At 52.0% G+C, this 18,556-nt stretch carries 11 protein-coding genes, 4 tRNA genes, 2 other RNA genes and 4 pseudogenes; 4 read left to right on the forward strand and 17 right to left on the reverse strand.

The annotated features are described in order from the left end of the window. Nucleotide 1: 1 nt before the first annotated feature. Nucleotides 2-202 carry an LPS translocon maturation chaperone LptM gene (lptM, locus tag KQP84_RS21000; protein WP_215847983.1) on the reverse strand — a complete coding sequence of 67 codons (201 nt, stop codon included), beginning with the start codon at nucleotides 200-202 and terminating at the stop codon, nucleotides 2-4. 147 nt (nucleotides 203-349) lie between these two features. Next, complete coding sequence (locus KQP84_RS21005; RefSeq protein WP_215847984.1) at nucleotides 350-2,908, reverse strand: class I adenylate cyclase; 2,559 nt, start codon at nucleotides 2,906-2,908, stop codon at nucleotides 350-352. 316 nt (nucleotides 2,909-3,224) lie between these two features. On the opposite strand from KQP84_RS21005, the gene hemC reads away from it, so the two are divergent. The 4 genes and pseudogenes from hemC (at nucleotide 3,225) to hemY (ending at nucleotide 7,259) form a co-directional block, all read left to right on the forward strand. Next, nucleotides 3,225-4,166 carry a hydroxymethylbilane synthase gene (hemC, locus tag KQP84_RS21010; RefSeq protein ID WP_215847985.1) on the forward strand — a complete coding sequence of 314 codons (942 nt, stop codon included), beginning with the start codon at nucleotides 3,225-3,227 and terminating at the stop codon, nucleotides 4,164-4,166. Beyond that, nucleotides 4,163-4,902 (forward strand): annotated as a pseudogene (hemD, locus tag KQP84_RS21015) (uroporphyrinogen-III synthase). The gene hemC and the pseudogene hemD overlap by 4 nt, the downstream one beginning before the upstream one ends. Nucleotides 4,903-4,926: 24 nt before the next feature. Then, nucleotides 4,927-6,060 carry a uroporphyrinogen-III C-methyltransferase gene (gene hemX, locus KQP84_RS21020; protein ID WP_215847986.1) on the forward strand — a complete coding sequence of 378 codons (1,134 nt, stop codon included), beginning with the start codon at nucleotides 4,927-4,929 and terminating at the stop codon, nucleotides 6,058-6,060. 2 nt (nucleotides 6,061-6,062) lie between these two features. Continuing rightward, nucleotides 6,063-7,259: a protoheme IX biogenesis protein HemY gene (hemY, locus tag KQP84_RS21025; RefSeq protein ID WP_215847987.1), complete on the forward strand. Its 1,197-nt coding sequence runs from the start codon at nucleotides 6,063-6,065 to the stop codon at nucleotides 7,257-7,259. Between the two features lie 571 nt (nucleotides 7,260-7,830). Here the strand turns inward: hemY and KQP84_RS21030 are convergent. The 15 genes and pseudogenes from KQP84_RS21030 to wzzE form a co-directional block, all read right to left on the reverse strand. Further along, a non-coding RNA gene (locus tag KQP84_RS21030) (RtT sRNA) lies at nucleotides 7,831-7,960 on the reverse strand. A gap of 34 nt (nucleotides 7,961-7,994) precedes the next feature. Then, nucleotides 7,995-8,124: non-coding RNA, RtT sRNA (locus tag KQP84_RS21035), on the reverse strand. A 33-nt stretch (nucleotides 8,125-8,157) separates the two neighbouring features. After that, nucleotides 8,158-8,234: transfer RNA gene (locus tag KQP84_RS21040), tRNA-Pro, on the reverse strand. 20 nt (nucleotides 8,235-8,254) lie between these two features. Further along, nucleotides 8,255-8,341, reverse strand: a tRNA-Leu gene (locus tag KQP84_RS21045). 16 nt (nucleotides 8,342-8,357) lie between these two features. Continuing rightward, a tRNA-His gene (locus KQP84_RS21050) sits at nucleotides 8,358-8,433 on the reverse strand. 97 nt (nucleotides 8,434-8,530) lie between these two features. Then, nucleotides 8,531-8,607, reverse strand: a tRNA-Arg gene (locus tag KQP84_RS21055). Nucleotides 8,608-8,765: 158 nt separating this feature from the next. Next, nucleotides 8,766-9,506: a lipopolysaccharide N-acetylmannosaminouronosyltransferase gene (wecG, locus tag KQP84_RS21060; protein ID WP_215847988.1), complete on the reverse strand. Its 741-nt coding sequence runs from the start codon at nucleotides 9,504-9,506 to the stop codon at nucleotides 8,766-8,768. 37 nt (nucleotides 9,507-9,543) lie between these two features. Then, a pseudogene (gene wzyE, locus KQP84_RS21065) lies at nucleotides 9,544-10,885 on the reverse strand (ECA oligosaccharide polymerase). After that, the gene (gene wecF / locus KQP84_RS21070; protein ID WP_215847989.1) at nucleotides 10,882-11,949 is read right to left on the reverse strand and encodes a TDP-N-acetylfucosamine:lipid II N-acetylfucosaminyltransferase; all 1,068 of its coding nucleotides are present in this window, start codon (nucleotides 11,947-11,949) and stop codon (nucleotides 10,882-10,884) included. Before wecF ends, wzyE begins: the two are co-directional and overlap by 4 nt. Beyond that, nucleotides 11,946-13,196 (reverse strand): lipid III flippase WzxE, encoded by a 1,251-nt coding sequence (gene wzxE, locus KQP84_RS21075; RefSeq protein ID WP_215847990.1) that lies wholly within the window; start codon nucleotides 13,194-13,196, stop codon nucleotides 11,946-11,948. Before wzxE ends, wecF begins: the two co-directional genes overlap by 4 nt. Beyond that, a pseudogene (gene rffA, locus KQP84_RS21080) lies at nucleotides 13,196-14,325 on the reverse strand (dTDP-4-amino-4,6-dideoxygalactose transaminase). Before rffA ends, wzxE begins: the two are co-directional and overlap by 1 nt. After that, nucleotides 14,312-15,019, reverse strand: coding sequence for a dTDP-4-amino-4,6-dideoxy-D-galactose acyltransferase (gene rffC / locus KQP84_RS21085; RefSeq protein ID WP_215847991.1), 708 nt, complete (start codon nucleotides 15,017-15,019; stop codon nucleotides 14,312-14,314). The pseudogene rffA and the gene rffC overlap by 14 nt, the downstream one beginning before the upstream one ends. A gap of 66 nt (nucleotides 15,020-15,085) precedes the next feature. Further along, complete coding sequence (gene wecC, locus KQP84_RS21090; RefSeq protein WP_215847992.1) at nucleotides 15,086-16,345, reverse strand: UDP-N-acetyl-D-mannosamine dehydrogenase; 1,260 nt, start codon at nucleotides 16,343-16,345, stop codon at nucleotides 15,086-15,088. After that, complete coding sequence (wecB, locus tag KQP84_RS21095) at nucleotides 16,342-17,472, reverse strand: non-hydrolyzing UDP-N-acetylglucosamine 2-epimerase (protein WP_215847993.1); 1,131 nt, start codon at nucleotides 17,470-17,472, stop codon at nucleotides 16,342-16,344. The genes wecC and wecB overlap by 4 nt, the downstream gene beginning before the upstream one ends. A gap of 10 nt (nucleotides 17,473-17,482) precedes the next feature. Further along, a pseudogene (gene wzzE, locus KQP84_RS21100) lies at nucleotides 17,483-18,550 on the reverse strand (ECA polysaccharide chain length modulation protein); the annotation flags it as partial. Nucleotides 18,551-18,556: the final 6 nt, after the last annotated feature.

Genomic DNA, 18,556 nt, shown 5'->3' on the forward strand with positions numbered 1-18,556 from the left:
ATTAGTTCGCTTGAGTGCTCGAATCGCCAGTCACTAATCCGCTCACATCCGCTTTCGAAGCCTCTGTTTTTTGCGTCTCAGTCGGTGTTTTTTGCGTTTGCGGCTTATCCTTCGGCGGGAAGTAAAGCGGTCCTTTTAACCCACAGCCTGCAAGGCTCGTTAATGCCAAGGCAATTCCCAACAGGCTAATTACTTTCTTCATTCTTTATGCTCTTCATGTCCTTTACCTGGATGCTTATCATCGCAGTTGAAGTCGGAAAAGCAACAGGAAATCCCCGTAAATAGCGTGAGCGTTGTGACAAGCTGTGAAGATGGCGGCCGCGCATTCATGCTGTGCGGCCCACCAGAATCAATGCATCTGATAACGCGGCTGGTAGTCGCTGTTGTCGTTGTCTGGCTGAGAAGCACACAACTGCGTCAGCGTCTGGCTGCGGAAAGGAATCACCTGGAAACGCTCGCCGGTGTTCACAATTTGATAGAACTGCGGCAGGTTAAAGTTGATAAAGCTGGAGCCGTAGGTAAACCGGTCATGCGAAGATGAATAGAACCGGCTAACGTCACGCACCAGCTCCTCTTTACTGCCTTCACAGTGGTGATAAACCTCAACCCGATTAGTTTCATCCAGAATATAGATATTAAAACCACGCTCATCGGTGGTGTCTTCAAAGAAGAACTGGATGATGCCTTCACTCGCATAAGCGTTGACGACCGGCGGTAACGGCGTCTGATTGGTTTCGACTTTAATCGACAAGCCATGCAGTTTGTTGTTGGAAATCGCTCCATAAAACTCGACGGCATTTTCCAACTTCTGCACCGAGACGCTCATGCGTTCGAAGAACAGGCCCCAGGTTTCACCCGCCATACGCAAGGCTTTAAAGCGGCCCGGCTCCTGTCGCGTACTGGAAAGGCGCAATTCGATGCATTCCGACACCAGTTGCTGCACACGAGTACGAATTAAACCACGCAGATGCTGGCTGTAGCAGAATACTTCTACCGTATCGGGTGGCGCGGCATCCTGATGCATTTTGCCCAGAATGGTTTTCAATCCTTCAATCATCGCCTGCTCGCCGCTGAAATGCAGCGTACGTACTTCATTCCACGAGTTGCGATACAGCAGATCGATGCTGCCAATCAGACATTGCTGCTGTTGACCAAAGCTGAACACATCCAGCTTACGGAAATCAAAATGCACCACCTGATTACGAAACGCCGAGGTGGGATCGTATTCAAGATTCACAATGATCGCGAGATGACGAATTTCGCACGGGCTGTACAACGCTTTTGGCGTAGGTGAAGGCACACGCAGCGGGAAATGGCTGGAAACATCATTCACCAGCTCCTGCAAACGTGCCAAGTCGCAAATCTCATTACCTTTTATATGCAGCCGCGTTTTGCTGGTCATTAACCCGTTGAACCACGCCCACGCCACCAGTTTATTGAGGTAGCGGTTATATTCCAGCGGCTGATGGCTGATGATCGAGTTCATGTCCGGCGACTGATTATACAAATACCAGCCGGAACGATTGGCACGTCCCGGCGGCACATGGATAAAGGTCAGATTCTCTTCCGAAAGATCGGGCGAGATTTGCGGGTTAACCAAGGTGACTTTACCCGGCAACGCTTCAAACGCTGCGTACAGTTTACGTGTCAGCACGCCGATATCCTGCGGGCTGGCGCTGACACTTAAATTGTTGCGGCGCGCAAAGCGGATCAAGTTGCGATAACTCTGCATCATCGCATCCAGTAATTCATTATGAGCTTCACGAACCCGCTCGATTTTCCAGCCTGCACGATTATCGAGAATGGCCAGTTTTTCTTCGTCCCAGCCCCACTCTTTAACCAGCTGCGACAAAATCTCACGACGCCAGCCGGTGCGATGTGAATGCTCTTCACTGGTGAGCTTTTCACACACTTTGAGATAGAAGCAGCGGCGCACTAAATCAAGGCGTGGCTGATCGTCAACGCTGGTCAAATAGTGCGTGACGCGTTCCAGCATCATGCAATAAGGATCAAGACCGAAGCAGACGATTTCACCATCATGCAGACGTTGCTTGATATCCATCGCCAGCAACTGCGTGTTGGGGTATTCCCAGCTGTACGCTTCCAGCAGCAAGGTTTTCAACACCGCTTTATAAGGCGAGTCGATACTTTTATAGAGCTGCCACAAGCTGGCACCGAAGTATTCTTCTGCCGACAGCGTGCCGAGGCCGCCTAAATCCAACCATTCGTTGGGTGTCAGCACACCTTTGGCATAAAGCGACATGACGTATTCGTCATAATGATGCTCTTCTTCGCCTGGAACCATATTCCACAGAATACGTTTGCCCGCCATGCGAACCGCGGTGCGGTAGAATTCATCCAGCAACAAAATATGTTGTGTTGAACCACAGTCTTCGCCACCGAGGTTACCGCTTTCGTTATGTCGAAAACGGTTTTCATCAATCAGGAAGAAACTGACTTCTACGCCCATCGACACACACCATTTCTGCAGCAAGGTACACTTACGTTGCAGATTGAGGCGCTCTTCATTGTCGAGCCAGGATTGATGGCAAACCCAGATATCAAGATCCGATATGCTGTTTTGTCCTACAGATGACGTACTGCCCATAGAATAGATGCCGGTAATCGGCATTTGCCCTTTCGGTGTATCAGCCAACGTAAGGTCATGATCGCCGGTCAAGTCAGCCAGCAAACGGTGCTGGTTTTCTTCAGGCGTGAAGAAGCTGATGCCATGTGGAACGTTACCTTCAAGGTAACCCGGCATCAGCGGATGTTGATAATGTAATAAGGTTGGCAGCAGACTGTAGACGCGCTGGAAAGCGGGTCCCATGGCAGCCAGCGCGCGATCAATACGCAGCTGGTTGATAGCATCCAGTCTCTGTTTCAGTGTCTCAATGTAGAGGTACAAGACGTTTCGCCTGATTGTCCTAATGTTTAAGCACCCTGTTTCCAAAATCTGCCGCTTTATAATCAAGATGTCGTGCAGATTATTGCTGGAAACGTGATCAATCTATCACTCGGCAGATTGACCGTAAAGAAAGTTGCGCTACTTAACAGTTTAGCACGTTCCTGCTGGCGTCCTGCCTTTTCAGACTCTGGCTCAAAGCTCCACCGCGATAAACACGGGCGAAATCTGAGAGCGGACTGTTTTCAATCCGTTGAAACTGACAGCATTCCCCTATCGATGATAGGATATTCGGTGAACGATCAAAATGGTTAACAGCATGTTAGACAAAATTTTCAGAATTGCTACAAGACAGAGTCCACTCGCTTTGTGGCAGGCACAATATGTACAGCAGCGCCTCATGAGCGCCCATCCAGGCTTACGCGTTGAGCTGGTTCCGATGGTCACCAAAGGTGACATTATTCTTGATACGCCGCTGGCTAAGGTCGGCGGTAAAGGCTTGTTCGTCAAAGAACTCGAACAGGCTATGCTGGAAAATCGTGCCGATCTGGCGGTGCATTCAATGAAAGATGTGCCGGTGGATTTCCCCGAAGGTTTGGGACTGGTGACCATTTGTGAACGCGACGATCCGCGTGACGCGTTTGTCTCTCATCATTATGCCTCAATCGACGAACTGCCGCAGGGTGCGATAGTGGGTACCTCCAGTTTGCGACGCCAATGTCAGATCAGCGCACGCCGTCCTGATTTAGTGATTAAAACCTTACGCGGCAATGTTGGAACGCGCTTGGGCAAGCTGGATGCCGGTGAATATGATGCCATTATTCTCGCCGCAGCCGGGCTAAAACGTTTAGGTCTGGCCGATCGCATTCGCCAACCCTTGCCTGCAGAGATTTCTCTGCCCGCGGTGGGCCAAGGTGCGGTGGGCATAGAATGCCGCCTTGATGACACGACGCTGATTGGCTTGCTGCAAGCGCTGAATCACGAAGACACAGCCGTGTGTGTAAAAGCTGAGCGTGCGATGAATACACGCCTCGAAGGCGGTTGTCAGGTTCCTATCGGCAGCTTTGCGCTGCTAGAAGGTGATCAACTTTGGCTGCGCGGCATGGTAGGTGCGCCGGATGGTAGCGTGATGGTCAGCGGCGAGCGCCGTGGCCCACGCGATCAAGCTGAGCAAATGGGAACCTCACTGGCGGAAGAGTTGTTAGAAAGTGGCGCGCGTGAAATTCTGCGTGACGTTTATCAAGGCCAACCGCCTGCATGACCATTTTGGTGACCCGCCCGGAGCCCGCTGCGGCAGAATTAGTAACACGTCTGCATGCGCTGGGAAAACAGGCCTGGAGCCTGCCGCTGATTGAATTCGCGCCGGGCGGCGATCTTGATCGTCTGCCACAACAATTGGCAGATTTACGTCCTGGCGATTTGGTTTTCATGCTGTCGCAGCAGGTTATCCACTTTGTCCATCCCGCGATGCAACACGCAGGCGCAGCGTGGCCCGCCGACGTAGACTATTATGCAATTGGCCGCAGCACCGCGCTGGCGTTTCACACTATTAGCGGCCTGCATGTGACCTATCCCCACGCGCAAGAAACCAGCGAAGAACTTATCCAGCTGAATGTGTTGCAGCGTGTAGGCCATAAGCGCGCCTTGATATTGCGGGGTAATCAGGGTCGGGAGTTGCTCGCAGACACTTTACGCAGCCGGGGCGCGGACGTCCTGTTTAGTGAATGTTATCAGCGCTGCCAAAAGCATTATGACGGGGCGATAGAAGGCAAACGCTGGCGAGAGCGCGGTGTTACTACTTTAGTCGTGACCAGCGGTGAAATGTTACAACAACTTTTTTGCTGTTCCCCGCAATTGACCGTGAGGAATGGTTGCTTAACTGTCGGCTGCTAGTCGTCAGTGAACGTTTGGCTACCCTGGCCGCAAATTTGGGTTGGCAGGATATTCAGGTAGCCGATGGTGCCGATAACGACGCGCTGCTGCGTGCGTTACGCTGAACTTAACAATGGGATGTGCCACATATGACGGAACAAAAAGACTCCTCCGCCATGGTTGAAGAAACCACCCCAGCGGTTGAACGCTCTCCTTCCGCCAGCAACAAACCACCGCGTAATAATAAAAACGGTGGCATGGTGCTGGGTGCGGTAGCGATTGTGATCGCCCTGGCAATTGGCGCCGGTTTATACCTTAATGGGAAACATCAGGCTGATTTACAAGCACAAACCAACCAAAGCCTGAGCGAACAACTTAGTGCCCTGCAACAGCAGGCCAACAGCGACAAACAGCAGCTGACGCAGCAGTTAACCAGCACTGAAAGCGCCTTGAAAACGGCGCAGACTCAGCTGGAAGGTTCCGCGAAAGAACTGACAACGCTGCGTGAGAAAGTGGCAGTGATTTCTGGCAATGATGTACGCAGCTGGTTGTTAGCCCAGGCAGATTATCTGGTGAAACTGGCGGGCCGCAAATTGTGGAGCGATCAGGATGTCACCACGGCAGCAGCGTTGTTGAAAAGCGCTGATGCCAGTTTGGCTGACATGAACGATCCTAGCGTAATGAATGTACGTCGTGCGCTAACGCAAGATATCAGTACCTTGTCAGCAGTAACGCAGGTCGATTATGACGGCACGATTCTCAAGCTGAATCAGTTATCGAACGGCGTGGATAATCTGCGTTTGGCCGACAACGACAGCGATGATGCCCCGATGGACAGCGACGGCGGCGAGCTTTCCAGCTCGGTTCGTGAATGGCGTCAAAATCTGGTTAAAAGCTGGCACAACTTTATGGATGATTTCATTACCATCCGCCGCCGCGACAATACTGCGCAGCCGTTGCTGGCACCGAACCAGGATGTCTACTTACGCGAAAATATCCGTTCACGCCTGCTGATTGCTGCTCAGGCTGTTCCACGCCATCAAGACGAAATCTACAAACAATCGATCGATACCGTTTCGACTTGGGTGCGTGCCTGGTATGACACCAACGACGCCGCCACCAAAGCCTTTCTCGCCCAGCTGGATGAGTTGAGCCAACAGAACATCAACATGGATTTACCCGAAAATCTGGAAAGCCAGCCGCTGCTGGAACAGTTGATGCAGACCCGTGTGCGGAACCTGTTAGCGCAACCTTCCGTCGATGCTAATCAGCAGGGAGGCTAAGCATGCTCAAGGTATTTATCCTCTTTGTGCTGCTGATTGCTGGCGTGGTCCTTGGACCGATGATCGCTGGCCATCAAGGTTACGTGCTGATTCAAACGGATAACTGGAACGTCGAAACCAGCGTGACCGGTTTAGTGATCATCTTGATTATTAGTTTGTTGGTGATTCTGGCGGTGGAATGGCTGTTGCGTCGTCTGTTCCGTACTGGCGCGCGTACACGCGGCTGGTTTACCGGACGTAAACGTCGCCGTGCTCAGCGACATACGCAATCAGCATTAATGAAACTGGCAGAAGGCGATCATAAGCAGGTCGAGAAACTGTTGTCGAAAGATGCCGATCATGCGGATGTGCCCGTAGCGAACTACTTGCTGGCAGCGGAAGCAGCGCAACAGCGTGGTGATGAAGTGCGAGCAAATCAGCATCTTGAACGTGCATCTGAACTCTCTGAAAACAATACTATTCCTGTCGAAATTACTCGCGCCCGCATTCAACTGGCCCGCAATGAAGATCATGCCGCGCGTCATAGCATAGATCGCTTGCTGGAAGTGGCGCCGCGCCATCCTGAAGTGTTACGTCTTGCAGTACAGGCCTACATCCGTACCGGAGCGTGGAGCGCATTGTTAGATATTCTGCCTGCAATGCAGAAAGCACAGGTTAGCGATGACAACCAGCGTACCGCACTGCAACAGCAAGCCTGGCTTGGCCTGATGAGTCAGGCGATGGCCGATCAAGGCAGCGATGGCTTGAAGCGCTGGTGGAATAACCTGAGCCGCAAAACGCGTCAGGAAACGGCACTGCAGGTGGCGATGGCGGACCATCTCATTGAATGTGATGACCACGACACTGCGCAGGAAATCGTGCTGGAAGGATTGAAACGCCACTACGACGATCGTCTGGTGCTGCTGATGCCTCGCATCAAAAGCGGAAACCCAGAAGCGTTGGAAAAAGCGTTACGACTGCAGATCAAGCAACACGGCGCAACGCCACTACTGCACAGTACGCTGGGTCAGTTGTTAATGCGTCATGGTGAATGGGAGCAGGCCGCCGAAGCGCTACAACAAGCCTTGGCGCAGCGCCCAGATGCTTTTGATTACGCCTGGCTGGCAGATGTATACGATCGTCTGCGTCGCCCAGAAGAAGCGGCGAAAATGCGGCGGGAAGGTTTATTGCTGACGCTAAAAAATAATCCTAACGCGTAATAGGTAGGATGTGCACAGCCGGGCTTGCCCGGCTTTTTTTGCCTGTCACTTTTATTGTCTACTGCCAAATTGCAGATAAAAAAACACCTGCCATAAGCAGGTGTAAGATCAGGTCGATAAGACAACTGGACGGTACCCGACTCAACGTGGTGTCTGTTGATCCTGTAAAGCTCACGCGATACAGGCAGGCAGACAACAGGTACCCAAAATTGGCTCTGCGTCATTCCCAGGTTTATGTAGCATCCGCTAACATAAGAGGTGGAATGAGCATCTACAAAGATATTATTGCATAAATCGTGCCAGATGGGGATATCCCTAAAAAATCATTATCTATCTGTAGGTTAAAACTGACAGACAAGAGAGAAAATTACGGGAAACGAGAAGTGTGTCGGTTAAAAGCGACAGGTAAGAGAAAGGCTGTATCCATTCAGAGACAATCTCAGTAAAACCAAGTAAATACCTTATTAAACAAAAGATTATTCGTCTCACATCAACGACAGCACGCTTAAATCACTCCGCGACTTTTCTACAGGCGAAAAAAAACCTGCTTCAGGAAGCAGGTTTCTAAAAGTGGTCGGCGAGAGAGGATTACGCTTCTCGCTGAGAAGCGCCCTGCGGGCCGTTGCTGAAGCAACGTGGTCTCGCTGCGCTCGGCTCAAACCTCCTTCGGAGGTTCTCATCCTCTGTTTGCTACAGGCGAAAAAAAACCTGCTTCAAGAAGCAGGTTTCTAAAAGTGGTCGGCGAGAGAGGATTACGCTTCTCGCTGAGAAGCGCCCTGCGGGCCGTTGCTGAAGCAACGTGGTCTCGCTACGCTCGGCTCAAACCTCCTTCGGAGGTTCTCATCCTCTGTTTGCTACAGGCGAAAAAAACCTGCTTCAAGAAGCAGGTTTCTAAAAGTGGTCGGCGAGAGAGGATTCGAACCTCCGACCCTCTGGTCCCAAACCAGATGCGCTACCAAGCTGCGCTACTCGCCGATTTTTTAATTTGTTTTGCCTGGTGCGAAGAGAGGGACTTGAACCCTCACGTCCGTTAAGACACTAACACCTGAAGCTAGCGCGTCTACCAATTCCGCCACCTTCGCGTATCCCAGCAAAATCTGGGGTGGCTAATGGGACTCGAACCCACGACAACTGGAATCACAATCCAGGGCTCTACCAACTGAGCTATAGCCACCACAATACTTAATGTTGCAAGCCAAAAACCTACATCATATAAATCTTTACTACTAACTCGGTAATCAAACCACCGCAGCTCTTGCGCACAAAGTTAATGGCGCGCCCGACAGGATTCGAACCTGAGACCTCTGCCTCCGGAGGGCAGCGCTCTATCCAGCTGAGCTACGGGCGCGTAGCGCCGTTGCGGATGTGCATACTAGAGATAAGCGCCCATCGTGTCTAGTGCTTTTTAAATAAAAAAACGCGTTTGATTACGCTTTGTGCATTTCGTCGACAAATAGACCATTTATCTTGCTCGCACGCATGAAAACGCTGCATTTATCAGCAATATCAGAGATCGCCGCGCCAATGATAGCGCAGGTATTTCAGCAGCTTTAACTGCCTGCGCCAGCGGCTGGGTTGTTTGATCAGCCGATAAAGCCACTCTAGCCCCATATTTTGCCACATTTTCGGCGCACGCTTCACATGCCCAGTAAAAACGTCATAGGTGCCGCCTACACCCATGTAGAGCGCATGGGTCCAATGTTCGCGGCACGCCAGCATTAACTGTTCCTGACGCGGTGATCCCAACGCCACCGTCACCAGCTTTGCGCCGCTGGCAGCCACACGCATAAACAGCGCATCACGCTCAGCCGGGGTAAAGTAACCATCCTGAGCACCAACAATATTCACATTCCATTGGCGACGCAGCTTGTCACACGTTTCATCCAGCACCGCCTGGCGGCCACCAATCAGAAAAACCGGCGTCCCTTCACGGCCAGCGCGTTCCATTAGCGCTTCCCATAAATCTGCACCCGCAATTCGGTTTACCGGCGCACCTGGGTATTTTTTGCGAATGGAACGCACAATGCTAATGCCATCAGGATATTTGAACTCAGCATGTTGCAGTAAGGTATTAAGCCCTTCATCCTGCTCAGCGGTTAATATCTTTTCCGCATTGATCGCGACCAACGTGCCCGTCCGTATGCCCTTTTCCGGCATGAGAAAATCAACAAAAGACGCCATGCTGTTAAAGCCATACAGCGCCACGCCGCGAATCTGATACTGCGGCGTGTCAGGTAACATAGTCATAGTTATTCTATATCTTCCTGTGAATCCCAAAGGCTGATCAGGATGGGCTGTGTAACGCCCGTACGCCGCGACTGCGAATCAGTCCGGCGTGATCCAGTAACCTAAAAATTAATTTCGCAATGCCTAAACAGGCAGCAAAAATGAGGCAGAAAAACACCACGCGCGAACCAAAAGCATCCAGGCCTTCGCGCGCCAGCACAATCATGTTAAACACCGCACCAAAGCAGAAGCTCTGCAAAATAGCGCCGCTATAGCGATTCGTTTCAGTGCGCCCGCGTTCATAAAGCGCATCAAAACCTTTGATGATCATGCCAACCGCGACCGCGCCTACAGGAATAGCCCAAACACCCCCATCACCAGCAGCGAGCCAATCAACGTTGGCGAAATGGCCAGCCCGGAATGGTTATTCAGCACTTCCCAGGTAAAGTAATTGGCGCTGTTCAGCACCATAACCGGGCGACCTGGCCACAACCAGCTCGGGATAAACACATAAAAGTCACGCCACAGTGGCGCAAGGCCCTGAAACTCAATCTTGTGATAATTCTCCAGCAACAAGGCCAGATTTTCCCACGGCGAGAACGTATCGCGCGTCAGGTAAAGAAAAGTGTAAAACGCTTCTGCACCCATCACGTCCAGGTTGTAACGCCGCAACGCCAGCCAAAACATGCCGCAAATGGCCATTACACCTGCCGCCGCCAACATCCATAACGTAATCCAGCCACGCGTAATGCCTATAAAAAGAAACAGTGCAAAGGCAATGATGATATTGGCTCGCGTGCCGCCCACCAGCGCATAGGTGAGCAAACCGAAGGCTGCGGTGATAATCAGAAACAGCATCCAGTTGCGCTGGGTTGGGCGCAAGAAATAGGGGATCAGCATTGCGGGTATAAAGAAATAGAAGAAACGCTTAAGCGCAACGCCAGAGACTTCGCTGGAGAAAATCTGGTTGTAAGCGGTCAGACGGAACAGAAGAAAACCATTGTGCAGGAAAAAACTGTCACGGTGCCCAACGCCACCAGCGCCAGGATCACACAGGTTAAATGTGTTTCTACTCGATTCATCTGCAGCCAGGGTTTCGCTGGCGGCGCATTAATCGGTTTGAGCCGCACTTTATAACTGACGTAATAGATTGCGTAAAAAGCGCTCGCCGACAGCAGCGCCTGCAACAGAAACTGAGGGGGCACCACCGACGTATCAAAACGAAACACCAGCACGCAGCTTAATGGAAAACCAAAATAAAAAGTCAGTAAAAACAGCAAGGTAAAAAACAGATGGAAATTGAAACGCACACGCTTAAATTCCCGCCAGGTCAGGGTAAGAATAAAACCGAGTGAGAGCAGATAAACCACCAGCAGACCGCTAAACTGCATCAGGCTCATGAAGATTCCTCTTCGCAAAAATATAACGCTTCACGCCAGCCCGTCAGATAACCGGGAGCAAAGAAGGCGATTGCCTGTTTATCACATCCCATCAATTGACGTCGCGCTTCCGCCACAACGGCTGGATTGAGGGCATCTTCACTAAACAACACCGGCAGTTGCTGCTCGCTGACATCGCGCCAAAAAGGATTTTTTCGACTCAACACAAAGGGCACATTGGCCTGTATCAGTAAAGATAGCGTGCCAATGCCCTGCTGACGCTCGAACATAAAATAACCTAAATGGCAGCGTGAGAGCAGATTTAAATAGGCATCAAAGGCCAGGTTATCGCGTAGCAAGCGCACTTGCCCAGCCGGGAACAACCTGTCTGCGGTGGCCTGTACTTGCTCAATATAAAGATCGTTATTGGGCGGATAGCCGAGCGGCACCATTACTTTTACCTGTTCGCCAAACTGCTCACGAATGGCGTTTAAACCCGCAATATGACGGTTACTGACGTCGCCGGAGTTACCGAGCAGGAGAGTGAACGTTTCTTCTGGTTCAGCTGTTACCGCCGCATCAGGCATTTTGGTCGGGAAATAGAGCAACGATGTCGCAACGTTGGGATGCTGTTGTTGGTAGTGATGCAAATCACCACGCGTGGCAAACACGCGCGCCACCCTACCCTGCGCGATACGCCGCAACAGATAAAACAGGCGGAATTTCAGACTGCGCGAGTCTTCATATAAGTCAGCACCCCACACATGCCAAAACAACTGCGAACGACGCACTTTGCCGCTTAGCAGCGCCAGCCAGATCCAGGGATTAAACTGCCCATGACAAAAGAAGCGCTGCTGACGATGTTTCGCCCGCTCAATCAGTTTTTGCGCCAGCGCTTTCTTGCTGCTGAATGTTTCTATCTGCAGTGCGTTAAAGGACTGAAAGTGTTCAGGCTGCTGCGTGACCACCATAAAATGGCGTGGCGATGCGGTTGGCTGTTCAACGTGCATAACGTCGTTAAAAAAGCGCAGCACCGTCAGATTGTGATGGGGAATATCGGATCCCAAAACGTGAATCAAAATCATTTTTTCCGACAATAAACAATGAAAGCGCCACAGCAAAGGGCGAAATAGGCCACATAAGTGAACATATAGGCTTGCGCAGCGCCGGTGGCACCGTGAAGCGGTATGAGCCAACGCGAAAAAAGCGTCAGTAATGTGAACTGGCTGATTTCGGTCAAAATATAGAAGCGCAGCGAAGCTTTGGCGATCACCAGATATCCGAAAACGTAAGCGCCGACTTTAAATACGTCACCACAAAGTTGCCAGACAAACAGGTCGCGCATACCACGAAAGGCATCAGAGAACAGTAAACTGATCGCCATATCGCGCAGCAGCCAAACGCAGAAACTGGCAGCGGCTACTGCAGGTAAAACAAAACGTATCGCACGACCTATTTCGCGGGCGATATCCCGCTTGTGCTCCAGACGTGCCAGCGTGGGTAAAAGCCAGACGCTAAATGTCGCGGTGATAAATTGCAGGTAGGCATCTGAGATGCTGGTAACGCCTTGCCAGAGCCCAACCTGAGCCCAGCCTTGCTGATCGGCGAGTAAATTACGCATCATCACCCAGGCAACTGGTAATGTGACAGCGGTGATCAGCGCCATGACAGTGTATTTCGCCAGCCTGCGGGCAATATCGGGTTGCCATTGTGGCCGCAGCCAACTCAGCGGTAGCGGTACGCGCCGCTTTAGGATAATCATTGCCGGTAAAACCAGTAATGCAGGCACCAGCGCCAGGCCGATAAGCGCGCCCTGATAGCCGCCAAGCCACCAGCACAACACGTAACCCGCCAAGCCGATTAAGCTGCCAAGTATCAACGCCAGCGCATTGCCGCGCGCGTCGCGATACCCTTTGATTAACGCCAGCGTCAAATTGGCCCAGGCAATACCAAGCTGCAAAAATGCCACAACGCGAATCACGTTTTGAAAGCGATCGTGACCAAACAGCGCTTCACTGATCGGCGTAGCGGCCAGTAAAAATATCAGCGCCACCAGGGTCGAAAAACCCAACACCATCGCCGACGCCGTGCCCACCACCGCGCGTAACCGTTCTGTTTCCTGCTGTGATTGCGCGACGTAAGTCGTCACGCCATTGAAAATTCCCGCTCCCGCTAAGACGCCCAGGACGGTGATCAACTGACGGAAATTCCCGGCCTGCCCTACGCCTTCTGGCCCGAAACTCACCGCCAGCAGTTTTACCACCAACAAGCCCGCAGCAATTTTTACCAGCGTAGACGATGCCGTCCACACTGAGGCTTTAGCTAATGACATCAGGAAAAGAAGCTCAGCAGAGAGCTGATCACTGTGTTTTGGTTATTGTCCGACAGGTTGTAGAACAACGGCAGACGTAACAGGCGTTCACTTTCTTTGGTCGTAAAGCGATCGTTGCCAAAAAAGCGTGAAAAACGTTCTCCAGCAGGCGAGCTATGCAGTGGGATGTAATGGAAAACAGTGAGAATTTCCGCTTCTTTCATCCAGTTAATCAACGCCTGGCGATCGTCTTGATCGTGCAATTTCAGATAAAACATGTGCGCGTTATGTTTACAGTCAGCTGGGATGGTAGGGAGCGTGATACGGCCTTTAGCGGCTAACGGTTGCAAGGCATCATGATAACGCTGCCACAGACGCAAACGCTGCTGGTTAATGCGTTCCGCGGCTTCCAGTTGCGCCCAGAGATAGGCTGCTTGCAGGTCAGACATCAAATAGCTGGACCCCATATCGCGCCAGGTATATTTGTCTACCTGACCACGAAAGAACTGGCTGCGGTTGGTGCCTTTTTCACGAATGATTTCAGCGCGCTCAACCAGACTCGCATCATTGATTAGCGTGGCACCGCCTTCACCGCCCGCCGTGTAATTTTTGGTTTCGTGAAAACTAAAGCAGCCAATATGACCAATACTGCCGAGCGCCCGACCTTTGTAACTCGACATCACGCCCTGCGCTGCATCTTCAATCACGAATAATCGGTGTTGAGTCGCCAGCGCCATAATGGTGTCCATTTCGCAAGCCACACCCGCGTAATGCACCGGCACAATAGCCCGGGTCTTATCTGTAATTGCCGCTTCGATCAGGTTTTCATCAATATTCAGCGTATCAGGCCGGACATCGACAAAGACGATTTTTGCGCCACGCAGTACGAACGCATTGGCCGTTGAAACAAAGGTATAGCTCGGCATGATCACTTCATCGCCGGGCTGAATATCAATCAGCAGCGCAGCCATTTCCAGTGATGCGGTGCAGGACGGCGTTAGCAGGACTTTTTACTGCTGAAGCGTTGTTCCATCCACTGTTGGCAACGACGTGTAAAACCGCCATCACCGCAGAGTTTGCCGCTGCTCATCGCCGACTGCATATAGTCGATTTCAGTGCCCACAATCGGGGGCGCATTAAATGGAATCATGACCTTTCCTGTAGAACCAGTACGCCGTGCTTTCCAGCCGCGCACCGCTGCGTAAATAAAGGCGCATCGCCGTGAGATTGCTAAGTTGGGTGGCAACACGTAATTGCTTTAATTGCCGAACCCGCGCCCAATCGGCGGCAGCGAGCATCAAGCGCAGGCCAACGCCGTTGCCTTGCGCTTCCGGTAGCACCGCCAGCAAACCGATACGCGCATCCCCGTCAACTTCACGCATCGAGACAAATCCCTGCAAAGCACCGGCTTCATCGCTGGCAACCAGGCATTGATTATCGAACGTGCCGCGCACGGCATTTTCAATCCACTGAGCATAGAAGCGGCCACTGTCATCTGCGGCATACCAAGGCGCACGAAAGCGGCTTTGATTAAAAACCTGCATTGCTGCGTCGCGTAGCGCAGGGATCTGAGATTCCCGGGCAATGCGAATGCCGGTTTGGCGTTCAGTGTGTTTAAGGGTGAGCGCTAAATCTGCCTCGCCTTCCACCAGTTGAAAACCGTGTTGGCCGAGCGCATCAATCACTTCCGCTTGTTCTGCAGGCACTTTAATGTGTTGCAGCGCGCAGGGATGTTGCACGGCAGTAGCCAACGGCGTTTCACCATCAAGCTCCAGCCGTACCGTATCAAGGCCGAAGAACTGGCTCTCCCATGCAAGGGGATTAATATTGACGAGGACGGGCATGCAATAAATCCAGCAAATACTGGCCGTAGCCAGTCTTAGTTAAGGCTTCAGACAGACAAAACTGCTTCATCGCCACACGCCTTTGGTATCTACAATCCAGGATTGCGTAACTTGCGCAGCATCAATGGCACGGAAAGCACGGTGATCAACCAGCATCACCAGCAAATCAGCTTGGTTAAGCGCCTCTTCGCAGGCAACTAACGTGGCATGTTCAGCCAGCGCAGACGGAATCTGGGTAATATTGGGCTCAACAACCCATGTAGCGCCGCTGTGCCATTCGGCTATCAGCTGTGCTACGCCCATCGCCGGGCTTTCGCGTAAATCATCGATATTCGGTTTAAACGCCAGACCAAAACAGGCGATGGTGAGCTCACTGGCACGTTTACCGGTTTGCACCAGGCAATCGGCTAAGGCTTTTTTCACCTGATCTAATACCCACTGCGGTTTGGCATCATTGACTTCGCGCGCAGTGCGAATCAGCCGCGCCAGTTCAGGATTTTGCGCCACGATAAACCAAGGATCGACAGCGATACAGTGACCGCCTACGCCGGGTCCGGGCTGGAGAATATTGACGCGCGGGTGGCGATTTGCCAATGCGATCAGTTCCCACACGTTAATCCCTTGATCGGCGCAAATCAGCGATAGCTCGTTGGCGAAGGCGATATTGACGTCACGGAAACTGTTCTCCGTTAGCTTGCACATTTCAGCGGTGCGGGCGTTGGTTTCAACACATTCACCTTTAAGGAAAATGCGATACAACTCGCTGGCGCGCGCAGAACAGGCGGCTGACATGCCACCAATGACGCGATCATTATTGATAAGCTCAACCATGACCTGCCCGGGCAAGACGCGTTCCGGGCAATAGGCAATAAAAATATCAGGTGCTTCACTCTGCTGCGGAAAGCGCAAATCAGGACGCGCTGCGGCTAACCATTCCGCCATTTGTTCGGTGCTGCCGACGGGCGAAGTCGATTCGAGAATCACTAAATCGCCCTTTTTAAGCACCGGTGCGATGGATTCTGCGGCCGCTTTGACGAAGCGTAAATCGGGTTGGTGCTCATCCCTAAACGGCGTGGGTACGGCAATCAGAAAAGCCTCTGCGGCTTCGGGTTTTGTGGTTGCCCGTAGATCACCGCGCGCCACAGCGTCATGCACTACGCGATCTAAATCGGGCTCAATAATATGAATCTCACCACGATTGATGGTTTCAACAGCACGCGCATTGATATCTACGCCTACCACCTTTTTCCCTTTAGAGGCAAAAACGGCTGCGGTTGGCAGCCCAATGTAACCCAGTCCAATGATGGAAATGGTTTCAAAACTCATAAGTCGACTCTGTTATCTTTTAAGGCTTGCAAAATGCGTCCGCAGGCGGCGCCATCACCATAGGGATTATGGGCGCGGCTCATTGCCTGCCAGGCGGCTTCATCCGTCAGCAACTGGCTCACTTCATTAACGATTTTTTCAATATCGGTGCCAACCAATCTTACTGTTCCCGCTTCCACCGCTTCAGGTCGTTCAGTGGTATCACGCATTACCAGCACCGGTTTACCCAGCGAGGGCGCTTCTTCCTGAACACCGCCCGAATCGGTAAGAATCAGCCAGGCACGATTCATCAGCCAGACAAAAGGCAAGTACTCTTGCGGTTCAATAAGAATGATGTTTTCAATACCGCTGAGAATACGGTTTACCGGTTCGCTGACGTTGGGATTAAGGTGAACCGGATAAACAATTTGCGCATCAGGATGCTGACGAGCGATTTGTGCCAGCGCGCTACAGATGCGCTCAAAACCCTCACCGAAGCTTTCACGACGATGGCCTGTAACCAGAATCAGCTTTTTACTTTCATCAAGGAAAGGGTAACGTGCGGTTAATTGCGCATTGAGATCGCTGTCATCTAACACCCGATCGCGCACCCACAGCAGCGCATCTATAACCGTATTGCCGGTAACAAAGATGCGCGCATCCGGCAGGTTCTCCTGCAGCAGATTCTGCCGTGAACGTAACGTTGGCGTGAAATGCAGACTGGCGAGGTGCCCCGTCAACTTGCGGTTAGCCTCTTCCGGCCACGGCGATGATAAATCGCCGGTACGCAGTCCCGCCTCAACATGCGCGACGGGAATCTGTTGATAAAATGCGGCCAGGCTTGCCGCCAACGTGGTGGTGGTATCACCATGTACCAGCACGACATCAGGTTTGAAATCGAGCAATACGGTTTTCATGCCCTGCAAAATGCGGCAGGTGATTTCAGTCAACCCCTGTTCAGGGCGCATGATGTTGAGATCGTAATCGGGTTGCAGTTGAAATAAACGCAGCACCTGATCAAGCATTTCACGATGCTGCGCAGTCACGCACAGACGTGATTCAAAGGCGGGATCCTGCGCCAATGCTTTCACGAGCGGCGCCATCTTGATGGCTTCGGGGCGAGTACCAAATACTGTCAGAACTTTCACTCTGTTTCTCTCAATGACGCGGTTCTAACATCGGACGCGGCCGACGCATCAGCGCCACACCTGCACCCACCAACGCGCCAATGGCGCCCCACATGATCATCATAAACAGACGACGCGGGCTGTCACGCGAGACCGGCTCTTCCGGTGTGCGTAAATAGCGGTAGGTTTGAAATTTGCTGTTCAGCGCCGGACCTGCCTGCAACGTGGTAAGCATTGCTCTGTTTTGATCATAGCTTATATCGTAGGTCGGGCCCGTTGCCTGCAAAGTCTCTAGCTGACCTTGCAGCATCGGTTGACCTAACAAAAACAGATCGCTGTCCGCCAGGTTTTCTCCAATATCACGCGGCTGCTTTTCACGAATACCTTGCTGGTCTGCAATTTTTAACGCCTGTTGCAGGCGATGCTCCTGACGCTGAAACACCGCTTTTGCCACATCTTCCTGACGTTTCACCTGGGCTTGCAGCTGTGTACTGCGCACTTGCCATGCTCCGGTAAGTTCAGTGTTGAGATGACGTGCAGCACGTTCGCTGGCGTAGGCGATATATTGCCGCAGCAGATTGTTAGCATCGCTGGCCGTTTCCGCCTTTAATTTGACGTTATCGAAGGTACTGTGCGCGGTGTCAGCGGGTGTAAACTGGACATTACCGATTAAATCGTCCAGCAGCGCCGCATCATTATGCGCATTCCCCGTTTTACGGCTTTTGAAATAGTCCGTTTGCTGCCAGAACTCCCGGCGCGTATCCCAGGATGAGAGCTGCATGACAAATTCCTGATAAACCTCATCCATGATCGTAGGCGACGGTGCACTCAGCGTCAGCGCATTGTTATGCACGTCCAGGTTACTGAGAAACTGCTGCTGAGCGTAGTAAGAACCCAGCATATTCACCGTTGGGCGTTCAGTCATCGCCGTGGTGCTCCATACCTGTTTCATCAACAGCGTGGCTAGCCAGGCGATCACGGCAAACAGCAACGCAAGACCAATAATCCAGCGCTTTCCACGCCATAAGCAGCAGCACAGGCCGCGAATATCCAGTTCGTTCTCCACAACGTCAGAGGGCATAACAGGGTTATCCTTTGTAAGGTC

This window comes from Candidatus Pantoea bituminis (assembly GCF_018842675.1).
Classification (GTDB): Bacteria; Pseudomonadota; Gammaproteobacteria; order Enterobacterales; family Enterobacteriaceae; genus Pantoea; species Pantoea phytostimulans.